This is a genomic window from Neorhizobium sp. P1_A6 (assembly GCF_056406795.1).
Genome location: NZ_JBFTZM010000015.1, coordinates 67,427 through 82,914 on the forward strand (window position 1 = coordinate 67,427; position 15,488 = coordinate 82,914).

The 15,488-nt window shown below is 62.0% G+C and carries 15 protein-coding genes; 9 read left to right on the plus strand and 6 right to left on the minus strand.

The genetic code is table 11. The features are described from left to right. Positions 1 to 21: 21 nt before the first annotated feature. The 4 genes from AC1D3C_RS24615 (at position 22) to AC1D3C_RS24630 (ending at position 4,944) form a co-directional block, all read left to right on the plus strand. Positions 22 to 723 (plus strand): ABC transporter ATP-binding protein, encoded by a 702-nt coding sequence (locus AC1D3C_RS24615; protein WP_477484701.1) that lies wholly within the window; start codon positions 22 to 24, stop codon positions 721 to 723. Continuing rightward, positions 720 to 3,263, plus strand: coding sequence for an ABC transporter permease (locus AC1D3C_RS24620; protein ID WP_477484702.1), 2,544 nt, complete (start codon positions 720 to 722; stop codon positions 3,261 to 3,263). The genes AC1D3C_RS24615 and AC1D3C_RS24620 overlap by 4 nt, the downstream gene beginning before the upstream one ends. Positions 3,264 to 3,497: 234 nt before the next feature. Further along, positions 3,498 to 4,280, plus strand: coding sequence for a Bax inhibitor-1/YccA family protein (locus AC1D3C_RS24625; RefSeq protein WP_477484703.1), 783 nt, complete (start codon positions 3,498 to 3,500; stop codon positions 4,278 to 4,280). Between the two features lie 106 nt (positions 4,281 to 4,386). After that, the gene (locus tag AC1D3C_RS24630; RefSeq protein WP_477484704.1) at positions 4,387 to 4,944 is read left to right on the plus strand and encodes an N-acetyltransferase family protein; all 558 of its coding nucleotides are present in this window, start codon (positions 4,387 to 4,389) and stop codon (positions 4,942 to 4,944) included. Between the two features lie 9 nt (positions 4,945 to 4,953). On the opposite strand, the gene AC1D3C_RS24635 is transcribed toward AC1D3C_RS24630, so the two are convergent. The 4 genes from AC1D3C_RS24635 to acnA all read right to left on the minus strand — a co-directional run bounded on the left by AC1D3C_RS24635 (position 4,954) and on the right by acnA (position 10,228). Beyond that, positions 4,954 to 5,343 (minus strand): DUF2794 domain-containing protein, encoded by a 390-nt coding sequence (locus tag AC1D3C_RS24635; RefSeq protein WP_477484705.1) that lies wholly within the window; start codon positions 5,341 to 5,343, stop codon positions 4,954 to 4,956. A 290-nt stretch (positions 5,344 to 5,633) separates the two neighbouring features. Continuing rightward, positions 5,634 to 6,383: a DUF1223 domain-containing protein gene (locus AC1D3C_RS24640; RefSeq protein WP_247137632.1), complete on the minus strand. Its 750-nt coding sequence runs from the start codon at positions 6,381 to 6,383 to the stop codon at positions 5,634 to 5,636. Between the two features lie 194 nt (positions 6,384 to 6,577). After that, positions 6,578 to 7,315, minus strand: a complete 738-nt coding sequence (locus tag AC1D3C_RS24645; protein WP_038546634.1) for a sulfite exporter TauE/SafE family protein — start codon at positions 7,313 to 7,315, stop codon at positions 6,578 to 6,580. A gap of 219 nt (positions 7,316 to 7,534) precedes the next feature. Next, entirely contained in the window at positions 7,535 to 10,228 is a 2,694-nt protein-coding gene (acnA, locus tag AC1D3C_RS24650) for an aconitate hydratase AcnA (RefSeq protein ID WP_477484706.1), read from the minus strand. Between the two features lie 270 nt (positions 10,229 to 10,498). Here acnA and ccmA point away from each other — a divergent pair, with 270 nt between their 5' ends. The 5 genes from ccmA to AC1D3C_RS24675 all read left to right on the plus strand — a co-directional run bounded on the left by ccmA (position 10,499) and on the right by AC1D3C_RS24675 (position 13,845). Further along, positions 10,499 to 11,143 carry a heme ABC exporter ATP-binding protein CcmA gene (ccmA, locus tag AC1D3C_RS24655; RefSeq protein WP_477484729.1) on the plus strand — a complete coding sequence of 215 codons (645 nt, stop codon included), beginning with the start codon at positions 10,499 to 10,501 and terminating at the stop codon, positions 11,141 to 11,143. A 418-nt stretch (positions 11,144 to 11,561) separates the two neighbouring features. Then, positions 11,562 to 12,221 (plus strand): heme exporter protein CcmB, encoded by a 660-nt coding sequence (ccmB, locus tag AC1D3C_RS24660; protein ID WP_037081467.1) that lies wholly within the window; start codon positions 11,562 to 11,564, stop codon positions 12,219 to 12,221. Positions 12,222 to 12,310: 89 nt separating this feature from the next. Next, on the plus strand, positions 12,311 to 13,069 hold the full coding sequence (locus tag AC1D3C_RS24665) for a heme ABC transporter permease (RefSeq protein WP_477484707.1): 759 nt from the start codon (positions 12,311 to 12,313) through the stop codon (positions 13,067 to 13,069). Positions 13,070 to 13,075: 6 nt separating this feature from the next. Beyond that, positions 13,076 to 13,246 carry a heme exporter protein CcmD gene (ccmD, locus tag AC1D3C_RS24670; protein ID WP_477484708.1) on the plus strand — a complete coding sequence of 57 codons (171 nt, stop codon included), beginning with the start codon at positions 13,076 to 13,078 and terminating at the stop codon, positions 13,244 to 13,246. After that, positions 13,243 to 13,845, plus strand: coding sequence for a DsbE family thiol:disulfide interchange protein (locus tag AC1D3C_RS24675; protein WP_477484709.1), 603 nt, complete (start codon positions 13,243 to 13,245; stop codon positions 13,843 to 13,845). Before ccmD ends, AC1D3C_RS24675 begins: the two co-directional genes overlap by 4 nt. 393 nt (positions 13,846 to 14,238) lie before the next feature. Here the strand turns inward: AC1D3C_RS24675 and AC1D3C_RS24680 are convergent, their stop codons facing one another. Together AC1D3C_RS24680 and AC1D3C_RS24685 are read right to left on the minus strand one after the other, a co-directional pair. Continuing rightward, entirely contained in the window at positions 14,239 to 14,826 is a 588-nt protein-coding gene (locus AC1D3C_RS24680) for a DUF2585 domain-containing protein (protein WP_477484710.1), read from the minus strand. Further along, complete coding sequence (locus AC1D3C_RS24685) at positions 14,823 to 15,473, minus strand: septation protein A (RefSeq protein ID WP_477484711.1); 651 nt, start codon at positions 15,471 to 15,473, stop codon at positions 14,823 to 14,825. Before AC1D3C_RS24685 ends, AC1D3C_RS24680 begins: the two co-directional genes overlap by 4 nt. Positions 15,474 to 15,488: the final 15 nt, after the last annotated feature.

Here is a 15,488-nt window from a genome sequence, read left to right on the forward strand (position 1 = left end):
GCCTATATAGGACGGTTCGATTTGACTAAAACCATCATCACGCTGAAGAAAGCCGATCTGACGCTCGGCAGCGCGGCGGCCTCGGTGCATGTGCTGAAGCAGATCGACCTCGAAATCCGTGCAGGCGAAGCCGTCGGCATCGTCGGGCCTTCGGGCTCGGGAAAATCGACGCTGCTGATGGTTCTGGCCGGCCTCGAACGCCTCGACAGCGGCGAGATCGTCATCAACGACGCACCCCTTCACGCCCTTTCCGAAGACAGGCTTGCCGATTTCCGCGGCCGCAATATCGGCATCGTTTTCCAGTCCTTCCACCTGATCGCCAACATGACGGCCCTCGAAAACGTCGCCGTGCCGCTCGAACTCGCCAATGTGAAGGACGCCTTCGAGATCGCCAAGCGGGAACTGACCGCCGTCGGCCTCGGCGAGCGGCTGAGCCACTATCCAGGCCAGCTTTCCGGCGGCGAGCAGCAGCGCGTGGCGATTGCCCGCGCCCTTGCCCCCTCGCCCTCCGTGCTGATCGCCGACGAACCGACCGGCAATCTCGACACCGAGACCGGCCGGCAGATCGCCGACCTCTTATTTTCGAAACAGGCCGAGCGCGGCATGACCATGCTGCTCGTCACCCATGACAACGCGCTTGCCGCCCGCTGCTCCCGCCAGATCCGCGTCCGCTCCGGCGAAATCGTCGGCGACAGCGCGACCGTCCAGGCGGTCTCCGCATGAGGCTCGCCTTTCCGCGCCTCGCGATTTCCTTCCGCCTGGCGCTGCGCGAAATGCGCGGCGGGCTGGCCGGCTTCTACATCTTCCTCGCCTGCATCGCGCTCGGCACCGGAGCGATCGCTGCCGTCAATTCGGTCTCGCGCGCCATCACCGGCGCCATCGCCTCCCAGGGCCAGGAGATCCTTGCCGGCGACATTCGTTTCGAACTGAACAACCGCGAAGCCACCGACCAGGAGCGGGCGTTCCTCACCAGCCTCGGAAAGGTCTCCGTCTCCACCAGCCTGCGCTCCATGGCCCGCAAGCCTGACGGTTCCGAACAGGCGCTGGTCGAGGTCAAGGCGGTCGACGACGCCTATCCGCTCTATGGCAGCTTTGGCGCTGAACCGGCGGCACCGCTTCCTGACCTGCTTGGCAAGCAGGGAGAGACTTTTGGCGCACTGGCAGCCCCGCTGCTGTTGGAACGCCTCGGCCTCGAGGACGGCGATCAGCTTCTGCTCGGCAATGCCAGGCTGACATTGCGCGGCACGATCACCGCCGAGCCCGACGCGCTTTCCGACGGTTTCGGCTTTGCGCCCCGCCTGATCGTCAGCCGCGAAGCGCTCACCGCTTCCGGCCTGATCACCACCGGCAGCCTCGTGGAACATGCCTACAAGGTCCGGCTCGACGATCCGGCGACCCGTTCGACGCTGACCACCCGCGCCAATCGCGAATTCCCGAGTGCCGGTTGGTCCATCCGCACCAGCGACCGCGCTGCCCCCTCGCTCACCGAAAACGTCGACCGCTTCTCGCAATTCCTGACGCTGGTCGGCCTGACCGCCTTGATCGTCGGCGGCGTCGGCGTCGCCAATGCCGTGCGCGCCTTCCTTGATGCCAAGCGCACCACCATCGCCACCTTCAAGTGCCTGGGCGCACCGGCCTCGGTGGTGACGATGATCTATCTCATCCAGATCATGCTGCTTGCAGTGGTCGGCATCCTGATCGGTCTCGTCATCGGCGCCATCTCGCCCTTCGTGGCGCTGCAATTCCTCGAAGGCGTGCTGCCGGTTCCGAAGGAAGTCACCTTCTACCCCTCGGCGCTGGCGCTTGCCGCGCTGTTCGGCATCCTGATCACCTTCGCATTCGCAGTCCTGCCGCTCGGTCATGCCCGCGAAGTGCCTGCGACCGCCCTTTTCCGCGAACAGAGTTTCGACAATACCCGCCTTCCCTCCTGGCCCTATCTTCTGGCCGCGGGCGTGGCGCTCGCCGCCCTGGCGGCACTTGCGATCGTCTCGGCGGAAGAACGTTTCATCGCCTCCGTTTTCCTGGCCGCCGTAGCCGGTGCCTTCGTGCTCTTGCGCCTTGTCGCGGCCCTCATCGCCGCCCTTGCGAAAAGAAGTCCGCGGGTCAATTCGCCGGCGTTGCGGCTGGCGATCGGCAATATTCACCGGCCCGGCGCCCTGACGCCGTCGGTCGTGCTGTCGCTCGGCCTCGGCCTTGCGCTGCTGGTGACGCTGGCGCTGATCGACGGCAACATGCGCCGGCAGCTGACCGGCAGCATCGCCCAGCAGGCGCCGAATTTCTTCTTCGTCGACATCCAGGGATCGGAGCGCGAAGGCTTCGTCAACATCCTGAAACAGCAGGCGCCGGAGGGTACGATCACCCAGGTGCCGATGCTGCGCGGCCGGATTCTCGCTTTCAACGGCCAGGACGTCACCCAGATGAACGTGCCGCCGGCCGGCCGCTGGGTGCTGCGCGGCGACCGCGGCATCACCTATGAGGAGAAGCTTCCTTCCAATTCGGCGCTCACCGCCGGACAATGGTGGGGTGCCGACTACACCGGCGAACCGCTGGTGTCCTTCTCAGCGGAAGAGGCCGGCGAACTCGGCCTGAAGATCGGCGATACCGTCACCGTTAACGTGCTCGGCCGCAACATCACCGCGCGCATCGCCAATTTCCGCAAGGTTCAGTGGGAATCGCTGTCGATCAATTTCGTGATGATCTTCTCGCCGAACACATTTCGCGGCGCGCCGCATGCCTGGCTCGCGACGTTGAGCGATCCTTCGGCCACCGCCCAACAGGAAGCCTCGATCCTGCGCGCCGTCACCAACGCCTATCCGACCATCACCAGCGTCCGGGTGAAAGATGCGATCGACATCGTCGACCAGCTCGTCGGCCAGCTCGCGACCGCTATCCGGGCCGCTGCCGCCGTTGCGCTGATCGCCTCGGTGCTGGTGCTTGCCGGTGCGCTCGCCGCCGGCAACCGGGCCCGCACCCATGACGCCGTCATCCTGAAGACGCTCGGTGGCACGCGCGGCATGCTGATGCGAGCCTTCAGCTACGAATACATGATCCTCGGTGCTGCGACCGCGCTCTTTGCGCTCGTCGCCGGTGGCCTCTCCGCCTGGTTCGTGGTCAGCCGCATCATGCGGCTTCAATCGGTTTTCCTGCCTGATGTCGCGGTGCTGACGCTCGCCGTTTCGCTGGTACTGACGGTCGGAATAGGCCTTGCCGGCACCTGGCGCATATTAGGGCAGAAGGCCGCACCTGTGCTGCGCGAGCTCTAATTCGTCCAGAGGTAGTATTTCACGTTAACTCACGGATCAAATTCCCGTCAGAACGTCCCATAGGTTGCTAAATAGCGCCTGTGGCTTGCGTTTTTCGCTCGGCGCACCTCTTGTATGTGAAACGATCTCGCATCATATTTATGCGCAGGCTTGCTGGAGCTCCGCAGCGGCGCCTGGGTCCGTAAAAAAGGGGGCCCGACACCGTGAATAATTCCGGAGCTTAAAGAGGAAACAATGGCTGACTTTAACAACTACCAGACCCGGGCGGCGCAGGGTCGCGCCCAGTCCGGCGCGATGATCGATGAAGGCCTGCGCGCCTACATGCTCAAGGTCTACAACCTGATGGCTGTCGGCTTGGCTATCACCGGTATCGCCGCTTATGGTATCTCGGCCCTCGCAACGACGACGGATGCAGCTGCAGCTGTCGCCCGGCTTCCGAACGGCATCCTGCTGACCAGCCTTGGCGCTGCGATCTACGGTTCGCCGCTTCGCTGGGTCGTCATGCTCGCACCGCTCGCAGTGGTGTTCTTCCTGAGCTTCCGCGTTCATAAGATGAGCGTCGGCGCCGCTCAGAGCACCTTCTGGGCCTATGCGGCCCTGATGGGCCTGTCGCTGTCGTCGATCTTCCTGGTCTACACCGCCCAGAGCATCGTTCAGACGTTCTTCATTACCGCTGCCTCCTTCGGCGCCCTGTCGCTTTACGGCTACACGACGAAGAAAAGCCTGTCGGGCATGGGATCGTTCCTGATCATGGGTCTTTTCGGTCTGATCATCGCCTCGATCGTCAACATCTTCCTGGCCTCTTCGGCCCTCGGCTTCGCGATCTCCGCCATCGGCGTGCTGATCTTCGCAGGCCTCACCGCCTACGATACGCAGAAGATCAAGGAAATGTACTTTGACGGCGACGACGTCGCGGTTGCTGGCCGCAAGGCCATCATGGGCGCTCTGACCCTTTACCTCGATTTCATCAACCTCTTCACGTTCCTCCTCCAGTTCCTGGGCAACCGGAACAACTAATCTCCGAGGAATTCGAACAGGAAAAGGCGGCCTCCGGGTCGCCTTTTTTGTTGCCCGGCTTCGGGTTGCGGCATAGGCTTGGCCATTCCTTTCAACGGCTGCCTCAATGACATTCCATCTCCGCGACGCCTCCCCCGCCGATCTTCCGACCATCACCGAGATCTATCGCGACAGCGTGCTGAACGGCACCGCAAGTTACGAGATCTTGCCCCCGGATCAGACTGAGATGACGGCTCGCTTCGAGGCGATCCGCGCCAAGGGGTATCCTTATATCGCGGCCGAACAGGAAGACGGCACACTCCTTGGCTACGCCTACGCATCGGCCTTCCGGACCCGCCCCGCCTATCGCTGGCTGGTCGAGGATTCGATCTATCTGGCACCGGAAGCGCGCGGCAAGGGCGTCGGCAAGGCACTTCTCAAGGAATTGCTGGTGCGCTGCGAGGCGCTTGGTTTCCGCCAGATGGTTGCCGTCATCGGCGGTGCGAGCCCGGCGTCCGTGGCGCTGCATCGCGGCCTCGGTTTCGAACTCACCGGCACTCTGAAGGGCACCGGCTTCAAACACGGAAAATGGCAGGATACGGTGCTGATGCAGGCAGCCCTCGGCGAAGGCAACGAAACCGATCCGGATCCCGGCGTCTATCCGGGTTCGCTGTTTACCGAGTAGCGATCAGCGTCAGTCGATCAGTTTCAGCACCTTGTCGAACACCTTGAGCACCTGCGGCAGATCATGGCCGCGCTTCATGATCAGCCCGTGGGTGTTCGTCACGGAATAGGCGCCCTGCTTGGCGGCAAGCTTCGGGTTCTTCTCGATTCGGAACAGCGGCGTCTCGCCTGAGCGCTTGAAAATGGAGAACACCGCCCGATCCTTGAGGTGATCGATAGCGTAGTCCTTCCACTCCCCCTCGCCGACCATGCGGCCGTAAATCCTCAGGATCGCGTCGAGTTCGCGCCGGTGGAAGGTGACCGGTGCAGGATCGAGATTCTGCCTATATTCACTGAGATCGACGACGACGGCTGTGTCCCGGGATCTCTGGCCCCCCGGCAAATCCGGCTGATCTGTCATCAAGACTCCCAAATCGTCAAATGTCAGAGACATGACAGTTTGCCCGAGAGGCTGCAAAAATCAACCCCGGCAATTTCGCGGGGAGCGAACCGCACGATTTTATTGTTGCCCCATTTCGAACAAAAGAGTGCCCGATTTCGAAGCGAAATTGACGATGTTGGTTGGCGCCGTTTTCAGCGCCATATGGCCCGGTCTGGTGCATTGACCCTTACCCCCAGCCCCCCAATGTTATTGGATCGGGCCGCCAACAAGTTCTCATACAGTCAGCCAGCCCGGAACCGCGCCTGCGGTCAATAGTTCTTGCGACCCACCATCAATACCGTCGCGCCGAGAATGGCTGCCGGTTCGCCGCCCGGACCGGAGGTCTGCAGCAGAATCGCGCAACCGTCCTTCTTGGACTTGCCCATCAGCTTGCCCGGCAGGGTCAGCTTCATGCTCTGGCCGTTCCAGGTGCCGACCGACTGGACGTCATAGACGGCGTGCCAATATTCCATGTTCTTGCCGCTGTTTTCACCCTTGGTGACATCCACCTGCTGGCGTTTGGTGAAATAGGCGACGACAACGTCTGCCTGTCCCTTGCCGCCGCCGATCTCGATCTCGATCTCGTCGCCGCGCATCGCAGCGGTCACCGGAACGTCGAGCCCCTTGCCGTTCTGGCCGAGCACCTTCACCTTGTCGTTGATGACCGTGAGGTCCGTGCCCTTGACATGATCGCGGCCGTTGATGACGGCCTGCGGAGTATAGACGCCGGTTCGTCCGAACGTCTTGGCATAACCATATTGCCGCTCGGTATTCTCCTTGGAGCTCAGTGTATCGGTCCAGCCGAGATAGTTCCAGTAATCGACGTGGTAGGAGAGCACGACCATGTCGCCCTGCGCCACCAGCTCGCCCAGCGCGGCGTCGGCCGGCGGGCAGGAAGAACACCCTTGAGAGGTGAAAAGCTCGATCACGCCCTTCGGCGCTCTCACCTCTCCCGCCAATGCAGCGCCCGCATAAAACAGGCCCGCAACAAGGAGTACGGAGCGAAAACGAAAGGGCATGGGTGGCGGACCTTTTTATCAGGGCAACTGTTATCCACGATTGCTCGCGGCGATCAAGGCCGAATGCACTGGATGGCGGAAAGTAACCACCGGGCACATTCAAGAGAAAGTCACGAAGGGGTGAAGACCGGATAATTGATCGGTTCCCGAATGCGTTTCGTTGGGCGCCAAACTTGGCGAAAAATGCGCTGAGGTCAAATCAGTTTAAGCAAGCCCTGAGTAAAATAAACGGCACCCACGCCGGTGACGACCCAGCGCGTCCAGGCGCGGAAATTCTGGTCGGTCATCTTCTGCAGGATGCCATTGCCGACATGCGCGCCGAGGATGGCGATCGGCGCGGCGAGCAGGATCGAAATCCAGTCGGAGGCTGGCAGGCCGGAAGCCGCGTTCCAATAGAAGGCGACCTTCGTGAGATGCGAAAGCGTCTGGATCGACGCCTTGGTGGCGATAATCTTGCGGCGGTCCATCTGGGTGCGGATAAAGAAGATATCGACCGTCGGCCCCGCGACGCCGACGCTGATCGTCAGTGCGCCGGAAAACAGCCCGCAGATGAAAGCATGCAGCGGCTTTGACGCATCGAGCTGCAGTCGCTTGACGGGCAGCCAAACCAGGATCGGCATCAGCCCCACTCCGATCAGCACGACGACCAGGTCCGGCGCGTAGTTGACCGAGAACAGCACCGCCGCCGAAACGGCGACGCCGAGGCAGAGGATGCCGAGGATGCGGTAGTCGATATAGGCGCGGGAAAACCAGGCGCGCGATCCGTTCGACACCATCTGGATGATGCCGTGGAAGGCAATCGCAGTACCGACGGGATAAAGGAAAAGCAGCACCCAGAGCAGGATCAGCCCACCCGCCATGCCAAAAATTCCCGAAAGCAACGATGTCAGGAAAACGGTGACGGCCATTCCGGTGAGGATGACGACGGTCAAGGGCGCGGGACCTTGGGACAGCTGGGATCGAGGGCCTCCACCTCCCTCATTTCTGTGCTTGTCACAGGAATCCAGTGACCCGATGTCTATCGGGGTCGGGAGACTCTTTCAGCCCAAGGACTTGGGCTGGCTGGATTCCTGTGACAAGCACGGGAATGAGGACCGATGGGGTTGTGCAGAAGACCACCCGCAGGCCCAGCCTGCGGGTGGCTTTGTCGCTTAGGCTGCGAGGTCGCGCAGGACGGTCTGCAGAATGCCGCCATTGTTCATGTAGATGACCTCGTCGAGCGTATCGATGCGGCAGAGGATGTTGATTTCCTTCACCGTGCCGTCGCCGTAGGTGATCTTGGCGGTCTTCCATTCGCGCGGCTTGATGTCGCCTTCGAGACCGAGAATCTCGACAGTCTCGTCGCCCTTGAGGTCGAGGCTGGCCCAGGTCGTGCCCTCTTCGAAGACGAAAGGAACGACGCCCATGCCGACCAGGTTCGAGCGGTGGATACGCTCGAAGGACTGGGCGATGACCGCCTTGACGCCGAGCAGGTTGGTGCCCTTCGCGGCCCAGTCGCGCGACGAACCGTTACCGTATTCGACGCCGGCGAAGATGACGAGCGGAACGCCCTCCGCCTTGTACTGCATGGCCGCGTCGTAGATCGACATCTCTTCCTTGGACGGATAGTGGAAGGTGTAGCCGCCTTCCTTGCCGTTCGGGCCGAGCATGTAATTGCGGATGCGGATGTTGGCGAACGTGCCGCGCATCATCACTTCATGGTTGCCGCGGCGTGTGCCGTACTGGTTGAAGTCGGCAACGCCGACGCCATGGCCCGTAAGGTACGCACCGGCCGGTGAAGCAGCCTTGATCGAACCGGCAGGCGAGATGTGGTCGGTGGTGATCTTGTCGCCGAAGAGACCGAGGACGCGGGCGCCCTTGATGTTCTTGAGGCCCGAACCGGTCTTGCCCATGCCGACGAAATAGGGCGGGTTCTGCACATAGGTCGAATCGTCGTCCCAGGCATAGGTCTGACCCGGAGGAACCTTGACCGCCTGCCAGTTCTCGTCGCCCTTGAACACGTCCGCATACTTGGTTTCGTAGAGTTCGCGGGTGACGTATTTCAGGATGAATTCCTGGACTTCCTTCGAGGTCGGCCAGATGTCCTTGAGGAAGACCGGGTTGCCGTTCTGGTCTTCGCCGAGCGGCTCGGAGGTCAGGTCCTTCTGGACCGAACCGGCGAGCGCATAAGCAACGACGAGCGGCGGCGAAGCGAGGTAGTTCGCCTGGACGTCCGGCGAGATGCGGCCTTCGAAGTTGCGGTTGCCCGAGAGCACGCCGGCGGCGATCAGGCCCTTGTCGTTGATCGTCTTCGAGATCGGCGCCGGCAGCGGGCCGGAATTGCCGATGCAGGTGGTGCAGCCGAAACCGACAAGGTTGAAGCCGAGCTTGTCGAGATCGGCCTGCAGGCCGGACTTGGCAAGGTATTCGCCGACGACCTGGGATCCCGGTGCAAGCGAAGTCTTGACCCACGGCTTGGACTTCAGGCCCTTGGCAACCGCGTTGCGGGCGAGAAGGCCGGCAGCGATCAGCACCGACGGGTTGGAGGTGTTGGTGCAGGACGTGATCGCGGCAATCGCCACGTCGCCATGGCCGAGATCGAAATCCGTGCCCTCGACGGGGTAACGATTGTCGAGCTGGCCGGGCTTCTTGTATTCGGTATCGAGCGAGCCGGCGAAACCGGAAGCGATCTTGTCGAGCGAGATGCGGCCTTCCGGACGCTTCGGGCCGGCCATCGACGGCACGACGTCGTTGAGGTCGAGTTCCAGCGTGTCGGTGAAGACGAGGTCGGAACCATCGCCTTCGCGCCACATGCCCTGGACCTTGGAATAGGCCTCGACCAGTGCGATCCGCTCATGCGTGCGGCCGGACATCGTCAGGTAGTTGATGGTTTCGCCATCGACGGGGAAGAAGCCGCAGGTCGCGCCGTATTCCGGACCCATGTTGCCGATCGTCGCGCGGTCGGCGAGCGGCATGTTGTCCATGCCCGGACCGAAGAATTCGACGAACTTGGAAACAACGCCCTTCTTGCGCAGCATCTGCACGACGGTGAGCACGAGGTCGGTCGCGGTGACGCCTTCCTTGAGCTTGCCGGTGAGCTTGAAGCCGATGACTTCCGGCAGCAGCATCGAGACCGGCTGACCGAGCATTGAGGCTTCCGCTTCGATGCCGCCCACACCCCAGCCGAGAACGCCGAGGCCGTTGATCATCGTGGTGTGCGAATCGGTGCCGACGCAGGTGTCCGGATAGGCGATCGTTTCGCCGTCCTCTTCCTTGGTCCAGACCGTCTGGCCGAGATATTCGAGATTGACCTGGTGACAGATGCCGGTGCCCGGGGGAACGACGCGGAAATTCTTGAACGCCTGCTGGCCCCACTTCAGGAAGCGGTAGCGCTCGCCGTTGCGCTCGTATTCGAGCTCGACGTTCTTGGCAAACGCGGTCGGCGTGCCGAATTCGTCGACGATAACCGAGTGGTCGATGACGAGGTCGACGGGAACCAGCGGGTTGATCTTTTCCGGATCGCCGCCGAGCGACACCATCGCATCGCGCATCGCGGCAAGGTCGACGACGGCGGGAACGCCGGTGAAGTCCTGCATCAGCACGCGGGCCGGACGGTAGGCGATTTCCGCTTCCGTCAGACCCTTGTTGTTCAGCCATTCGGCAACGGTGAGGATCTGTTCCTTGGTGACGGACTGGCCGTCTTCAAAGCGGAGCAGGTTTTCGAGCAGCACCTTCATGGAGAAGGGCAGCTTCGAAACACCGGCCAGGCCGTTCTGTTCGGCCTTGGGAAGGCTGTAGTAAACGTAATCCTTACCGCCTACGGTAAGGATGGAGCGACAATTGAAACTGTCGAGAGACTTAGCCACGGAATAAACCCCGCTGATTAAAGAGCCAACACGCGCGTGCGGACGCCTATGCACTTCATGCACATCAGGATGCGGGTACGACCATTTCCGCTGTCCGCACGAGAAGATTTTTTGGGATCTTCAAGTTCGGCGGAAGATTGAAATCACGCCGGCCGCTGGCGTGGTTGCAGTGCTTATAGATAATTTCTAAGAAGGGTTCCAGACGCTTGGCGCCCATTCCGAATAAATTTTCGGATCGCGATGATTAAAATCTTAATGAAGGTCTCCGGCATGCGGCTTTTGGCCGAAAACTTGAGCGCAAGACGCGGCGAAGACCTGATTTTCACGGATATCTCCTTTGACCTCGGAGCCGGTGAAAGCCTGGTCCTGACCGGCCGCAACGGATCGGGGAAATCGACGCTGCTGCGCGTCGTGGCCGGATTGCTGCACCCGGAGACCGGTCGCGTCGCCTGGATTTCGGACAAAGCCGAATCGGGGATGCGCACCGCCGAGGCCTGTCATTATCTCGGCCACCGCAACGCGATGAAGGCGGAACTGACGGTCTTTGAAAATCTCTCCTTCTGGAAGGAGTTTTTTGGCGACGTGAATGGCGGCGAGAGCATCTCTCCGGCCGAGGCCGCCGAGACCGTCGGCCTTGACGGCATCATCCACCTGCCCTTCGGTTATCTCTCCGCCGGCCAGCAGCGCCGCATGGCGTTTGCCAAGCTGCTCGTCGCTTATCGCCCGGTCTGGATCCTCGATGAGCCGACGGCGGCCCTCGATGTCAGTGCGGAGGGGGTGTTTACGGGGCTCATCAATGCGCATCTCGCGACCGGTGGCATTGTGCTGGCCGCGACCCACCAGCCGCTTGGACTTGAGAATACAAAGGAACTGAAGATGACGGGGTTTGCAGGCGTGGCGGAGGGGAGATGGTGATCGTCCTGTCCTGCATTACCCCCCTCTGCCCTGCCGGGCATCCTCCTCTTGAGGACAACGCTCCGGCAAATGGAGCCTGCGGCGACGCGGCAATCCTAACCCTCCCCCTTGTGGGGAGGGTTGCCGGCAGGCGGGAGGGGTTTTCATACCGGGTGAAAAGTCCCCTCCCCAACCCCTCCCCACAAGGGGGAGGGGTTCCACGCACCCCCATACTCGCCGCCATCCGCCGCCCTCTCGCCGTCATCCTCGGGCTTGACCCGAGGATCCCAGCCTCCGAACTATACCGATTGGACCGGATCGATACCTTCCGGCACGAAAAGTGGATCCTCGGGTCAAGCCCGAGGATGACGGGAACTGAGTTGGGGGAGATGCCCGGCAGGGCAGAGGGGGGTAAGCCCCAGACACGGAGCGTCCTATCATGACCGCCCTTCTCCTCCGCGACCTGAAGCTCTCGGTGCGAGCCGGCGGAGGCGCCCTGATCGGCGTCCTCTTCTTCATGACCGTCGTCGCCGTCATCCCCTTCGGCGTTGGCCCCGACCTCAACCTCCTCTCCCGCATCGGCCCCGCGATCGTCTGGATCGGCGCGCTGCTGTCGGCCCTGCTCGGCCTCGACCGCCTGTTCCAGACCGAGCGAGAAGACGGATCGCTCGACCTTCTTCTGATGCAGGAACACCCGCTGGTGCTGACCGTGCTGGTCAAATGCCTGGCCCACTGGCTCGGCAACGGCCTGCCCTTGGTGATCGCCTCACCGCTGCTCGGCCTCTTCATGAACATGGACGAGGTGGCGATCGGCGCCACCATGCTGACGCTCCTGGTCGGCACGCCGGCACTGACCTTCATCGGCGCGGTCGGCGCGGCGGTTGCAGTGGCTTTGCCGCGCGGCGGGCTGCTGGTCTCAATCCTCGTCCTGCCGCTTGCGATCCCCGTTCTGATCTTCGGGGTCAGCGCTTCCTATGCGGCGGTCGAGGATCCTGCCCCGTTTATGCCGCCTTTCCTGATATTGGTGGCGATCACGATGTTTTTTGCCGTCCTCGGGCCGCTCGGCGCGGCACTGGCGTTGCGCAATGCCGGCGATTGACTAGAATCGGATTGAACGGGATCGGATCGACGACCGGCGAATTGACCAGGATCAAGCTGATTTTTCCGCGCGCATATTAGAAAGTGCCCATGACCGAAAGCCTCGCCATCAGCAAGTTCAGCGACCTGGCCAACCCGACGCGATTTCTGGCGCTGGCGGCCCGCATCCTGCCGTGGATGGCGGCGGCGACCGTGATGCTCTTCGCGATCGGGCTCTATCTGAGCTTCACGACGGAAGGCGATTACCAGCAGGGCGCGACGGTGCGTATCATGTACGTGCATGTGCCCTCCGCCTGGCTGTCGATGATGTGCTACACGGTGATGGCCGTTTCGGCGATCGGCACGCTGGTCTGGCGCCACCCGCTCGCCGACGTCAGCCACAAGGCCGCCGCCCCGCTCGGCGCCGCCTTCACGCTGATCGCGCTCGCCACCGGTTCGCTCTGGGGCAAGCCGATGTGGGGCACGTGGTGGGTGTGGGATGCCCGGCTGACCTCGGTCTTCGTGCTGTTCCTGATGTATCTCGGCCTGATCGCGCTCAACCGCGCCATGGACGATCCGTCGCGGGCGGCCCGCGTCTCCGCCGTGCTGATCCTCGTCGGTTTCGTCAACATCCCGATCATAAAATTCTCGGTCGACTGGTGGAACACGCTGCACCAGCCGGCCAGCGTCATCCGCATGGGCGGCCCGACCATCGACCAGGAATTCCTCTGGCCGCTGCTGATCATGGCGATCGCCTTCACCCTGCTGTTCTTCACCCTGCATGTGATGGCGATGCGCAACGAGATCTGGCGCCGCCGCGTCGCCGCCCAGCGCCGCATGGCCGCACGTTTGGCCGGCCGGGAGGCTTAAGGAACTATGACCCACACGTTCTATATCGTCATGTCTTATGCCGTTGCGGCGACCGTCATCCTCTGTCTGATCGCCTGGACGTGGCTAGACGGGCGCACGCGTCAAAAAGAGCTGGCCGAACTCGAGGCTTCCGGCATCCGCCGCCGCTCCGCCCAGCCGACAGGTGACGCAGCATGAGCGTCGAGACCGGAAACCAACCCGCCCCACGCAAAAGCCTGGCGCGTTATGCGCTGCCGCTGATCCCGCTGGTGATTTTCCTCGGTTTTGCCGGCGTCGCCGGCAAAATGCTCTACGACCAGGACGTCAACGGCCGCGACGTTTCGGCCATCCCCTCGGCCCTGATCGGCAAGAAGGCGCCGTCGCTGGCGTTGCCGCCGCTTGAAGGCTCGAACACCGCAGCGCTGACGACCGCGGCGATCGCCGGCAAGCTGACGCTGGTCAACGTCTTCGCCTCTTGGTGCGTGCCCTGCCGCCAGGAACACCCGATCCTGAAGGAATTGGCGAACGACGGCCGGCTCACCATCGTCGGGATCAACTACAAGGACCGCAACGACAACGCGCTGCGTTTCCTTGGCGAACTCGGCAACCCCTACAAAGCGATCGGCGTCGATCCGAACGGCAAGGCGGCGATCGACTGGGGTGTCTACGGCATTCCGGAAAGTTATCTGGTCGCGCCTGATGGCACGATCCTCTACAAGCGGGTCGGTCCGTTCGACGCGCGCAGCCTGACGCAGGATCTCATGCCGGCGATCGAGAAGGCGTCTGCGAAAGGCTGATCAGGCACGAAAATCCGCCACGTGAATACAAGCAGTTTTGGCCGCGCGGGACATCTTGTCCAGCGCGGTTTTGGTTTGGGAATGGGGCAGGCGGTATCGAGTATGTGGGAGGTAGGTATTTTTGCCTGCCCCGACTGTTTCGATGGTCTTTCGAGGATTGCCAGGCCTCGTTACCCACCTTTGCAGCCATCACCGGAAACCGGGGTCCGAAAAACCTTGGACGAGGAGGCCGGTTCGCGAACCCGGTTTTCCCATCCGATGACGGGGGTGATTATGGGATGGGTTCGGGAGGCGGGGATGAAGGGGGAAGTGAATATGGCTAAAGCGTTGATGAGGTTGGGCGGATTTTTCTCGGGGTGAGGAAAATCGCCCCCAGTCAAAACCCGTCCGGCACTACAGCCCACCCTGCCACACCCGCACCGCATCCACCGGCCAGATCAGCATCAGCACGTTGAGCGTCAGGTTATCACGGATGATGTAGCCGGTCGCCAGTTCGAAGAAGATGGCGATCGCAATGGTCAGCCAGACCGGCAGGCGCGAGGCGACAAAAAAACCAACCGCCATGAATACGGTGTCCATCGCCGAATTGAGGATGCTGTCGCCGGTATAACCGAGCGCCATCGTCGCCGTGCGGTAGCGGTCGATGATGAGAGGAGAGTTTTCGAGGAGTTCCCAGGCGGCTTCGATCAAGACTGCCAGCGACAGTCGGGCCGCGATCGGGGCGCGGCGCAGGATCAGCCAGCCGAGACCGTAGAACAGGAAACCGTGGATGATATGCGACGGCGTGTACCAGTCGGAGAGATGCTGCGAATTGCCGCTGGTATTCACGCCGCCTTCCCAGAGTTTCACATAACCGCATTCGCAGATCGGAATGCGGCCCATCGCATAGAGGATGGCGATCTGGAGCAGGAAAAGGATGAGCGCGGCAAGAAGCCAGCGTTTCGGCGACGAACTCGAGGGGGAAAATTCCGCTGCCGTCACTTTTCGACCTCGGGTGCCGGTTCCTGGATCGTGTGGCGCATGATCAGCGGCATCTGTGCGATCGTGAAGATGATGGTGATCGGCATAGTGCCCCAGACCTTGAAATTGACCCACACCACATCGGAGAAATTCCGCCAGACGACCTCGTTGATGACGGCCAGGAATAGGAAGAAGATCCCCCAGCGCAGAGTCAGCTTCTTCCAGCCGGCCTCGTCGAGCTGGAAGGCGGCGTTGAAGACGTAGCCGAGCAGCGATTTGCCAAACAGCAGCCCGCCGAGCAGCGCGACGCCGAAGAGCGAGTTGACGATGGTCGGCTTCATCTTGATGAAGGTTTCGTCCTGCAGCCAGATCGACAGCGAACCAAAGATCAGCACCACGACGCCGGACACCATCGGCATGATAGGCAGATGGTGGAAGACGATCTTCGAGACGATCAGCGAGATGACGGTTGCCACCATGAACAGCGCGGTCGCCACCAGAAGTGGGCCGCCGACCGCCGAAAGCGCCGGGAATTGCGCAACCAGCCATTCGCCGCGCAGGTTGCCGAAGAAGAACACCAGGAGCGGCCCGATTTCCAGCGCGAGCTTCAGCATCGGATGCTGCTTTTCTTCCTTGGTCGGCGTGATGTCGCTTTCGATCGTCTGCATGGGTTCCAACTTTGA

Excerpts from the sequence above, each read along its gene's own strand:
- AC1D3C_RS24625 (WP_477484703.1), top strand. The coding sequence starts at position 3,498 with ATGGCTGACTTTAACAACTACCAGACCCGGGCGGCGCAGGGTCGCGCC.
- AC1D3C_RS24635 (WP_477484705.1), bottom strand. The coding sequence starts at position 5,343 with ATGACAGATCAGCCGGATTTGCCGGGGGGCCAGAGATCCCGGGACACA.
- AC1D3C_RS24640 (WP_247137632.1), bottom strand. The coding sequence starts at position 6,383 with ATGCCCTTTCGTTTTCGCTCCGTACTCCTTGTTGCGGGCCTGTTTTAT.
- AC1D3C_RS24620 (WP_477484702.1), top strand. The coding sequence starts at position 720 with ATGAGGCTCGCCTTTCCGCGCCTCGCGATTTCCTTCCGCCTGGCGCTG.
- ccmB (WP_037081467.1), top strand. The coding sequence starts at position 11,562 with ATGACCGCCCTTCTCCTCCGCGACCTGAAGCTCTCGGTGCGAGCCGGC.
- AC1D3C_RS24675 (WP_477484709.1), top strand. The coding sequence starts at position 13,243 with ATGAGCGTCGAGACCGGAAACCAACCCGCCCCACGCAAAAGCCTGGCG.
- ccmD (WP_477484708.1), top strand. The coding sequence starts at position 13,076 with ATGACCCACACGTTCTATATCGTCATGTCTTATGCCGTTGCGGCGACC.
- ccmA (WP_477484729.1), top strand. The coding sequence starts at position 10,499 with ATGCGGCTTTTGGCCGAAAACTTGAGCGCAAGACGCGGCGAAGACCTG.
- AC1D3C_RS24665 (WP_477484707.1), top strand. The coding sequence starts at position 12,311 with ATGACCGAAAGCCTCGCCATCAGCAAGTTCAGCGACCTGGCCAACCCG.
- AC1D3C_RS24685 (WP_477484711.1), bottom strand. The coding sequence starts at position 15,473 with ATGCAGACGATCGAAAGCGACATCACGCCGACCAAGGAAGAAAAGCAG.
- AC1D3C_RS24630 (WP_477484704.1), top strand. The coding sequence starts at position 4,387 with ATGACATTCCATCTCCGCGACGCCTCCCCCGCCGATCTTCCGACCATC.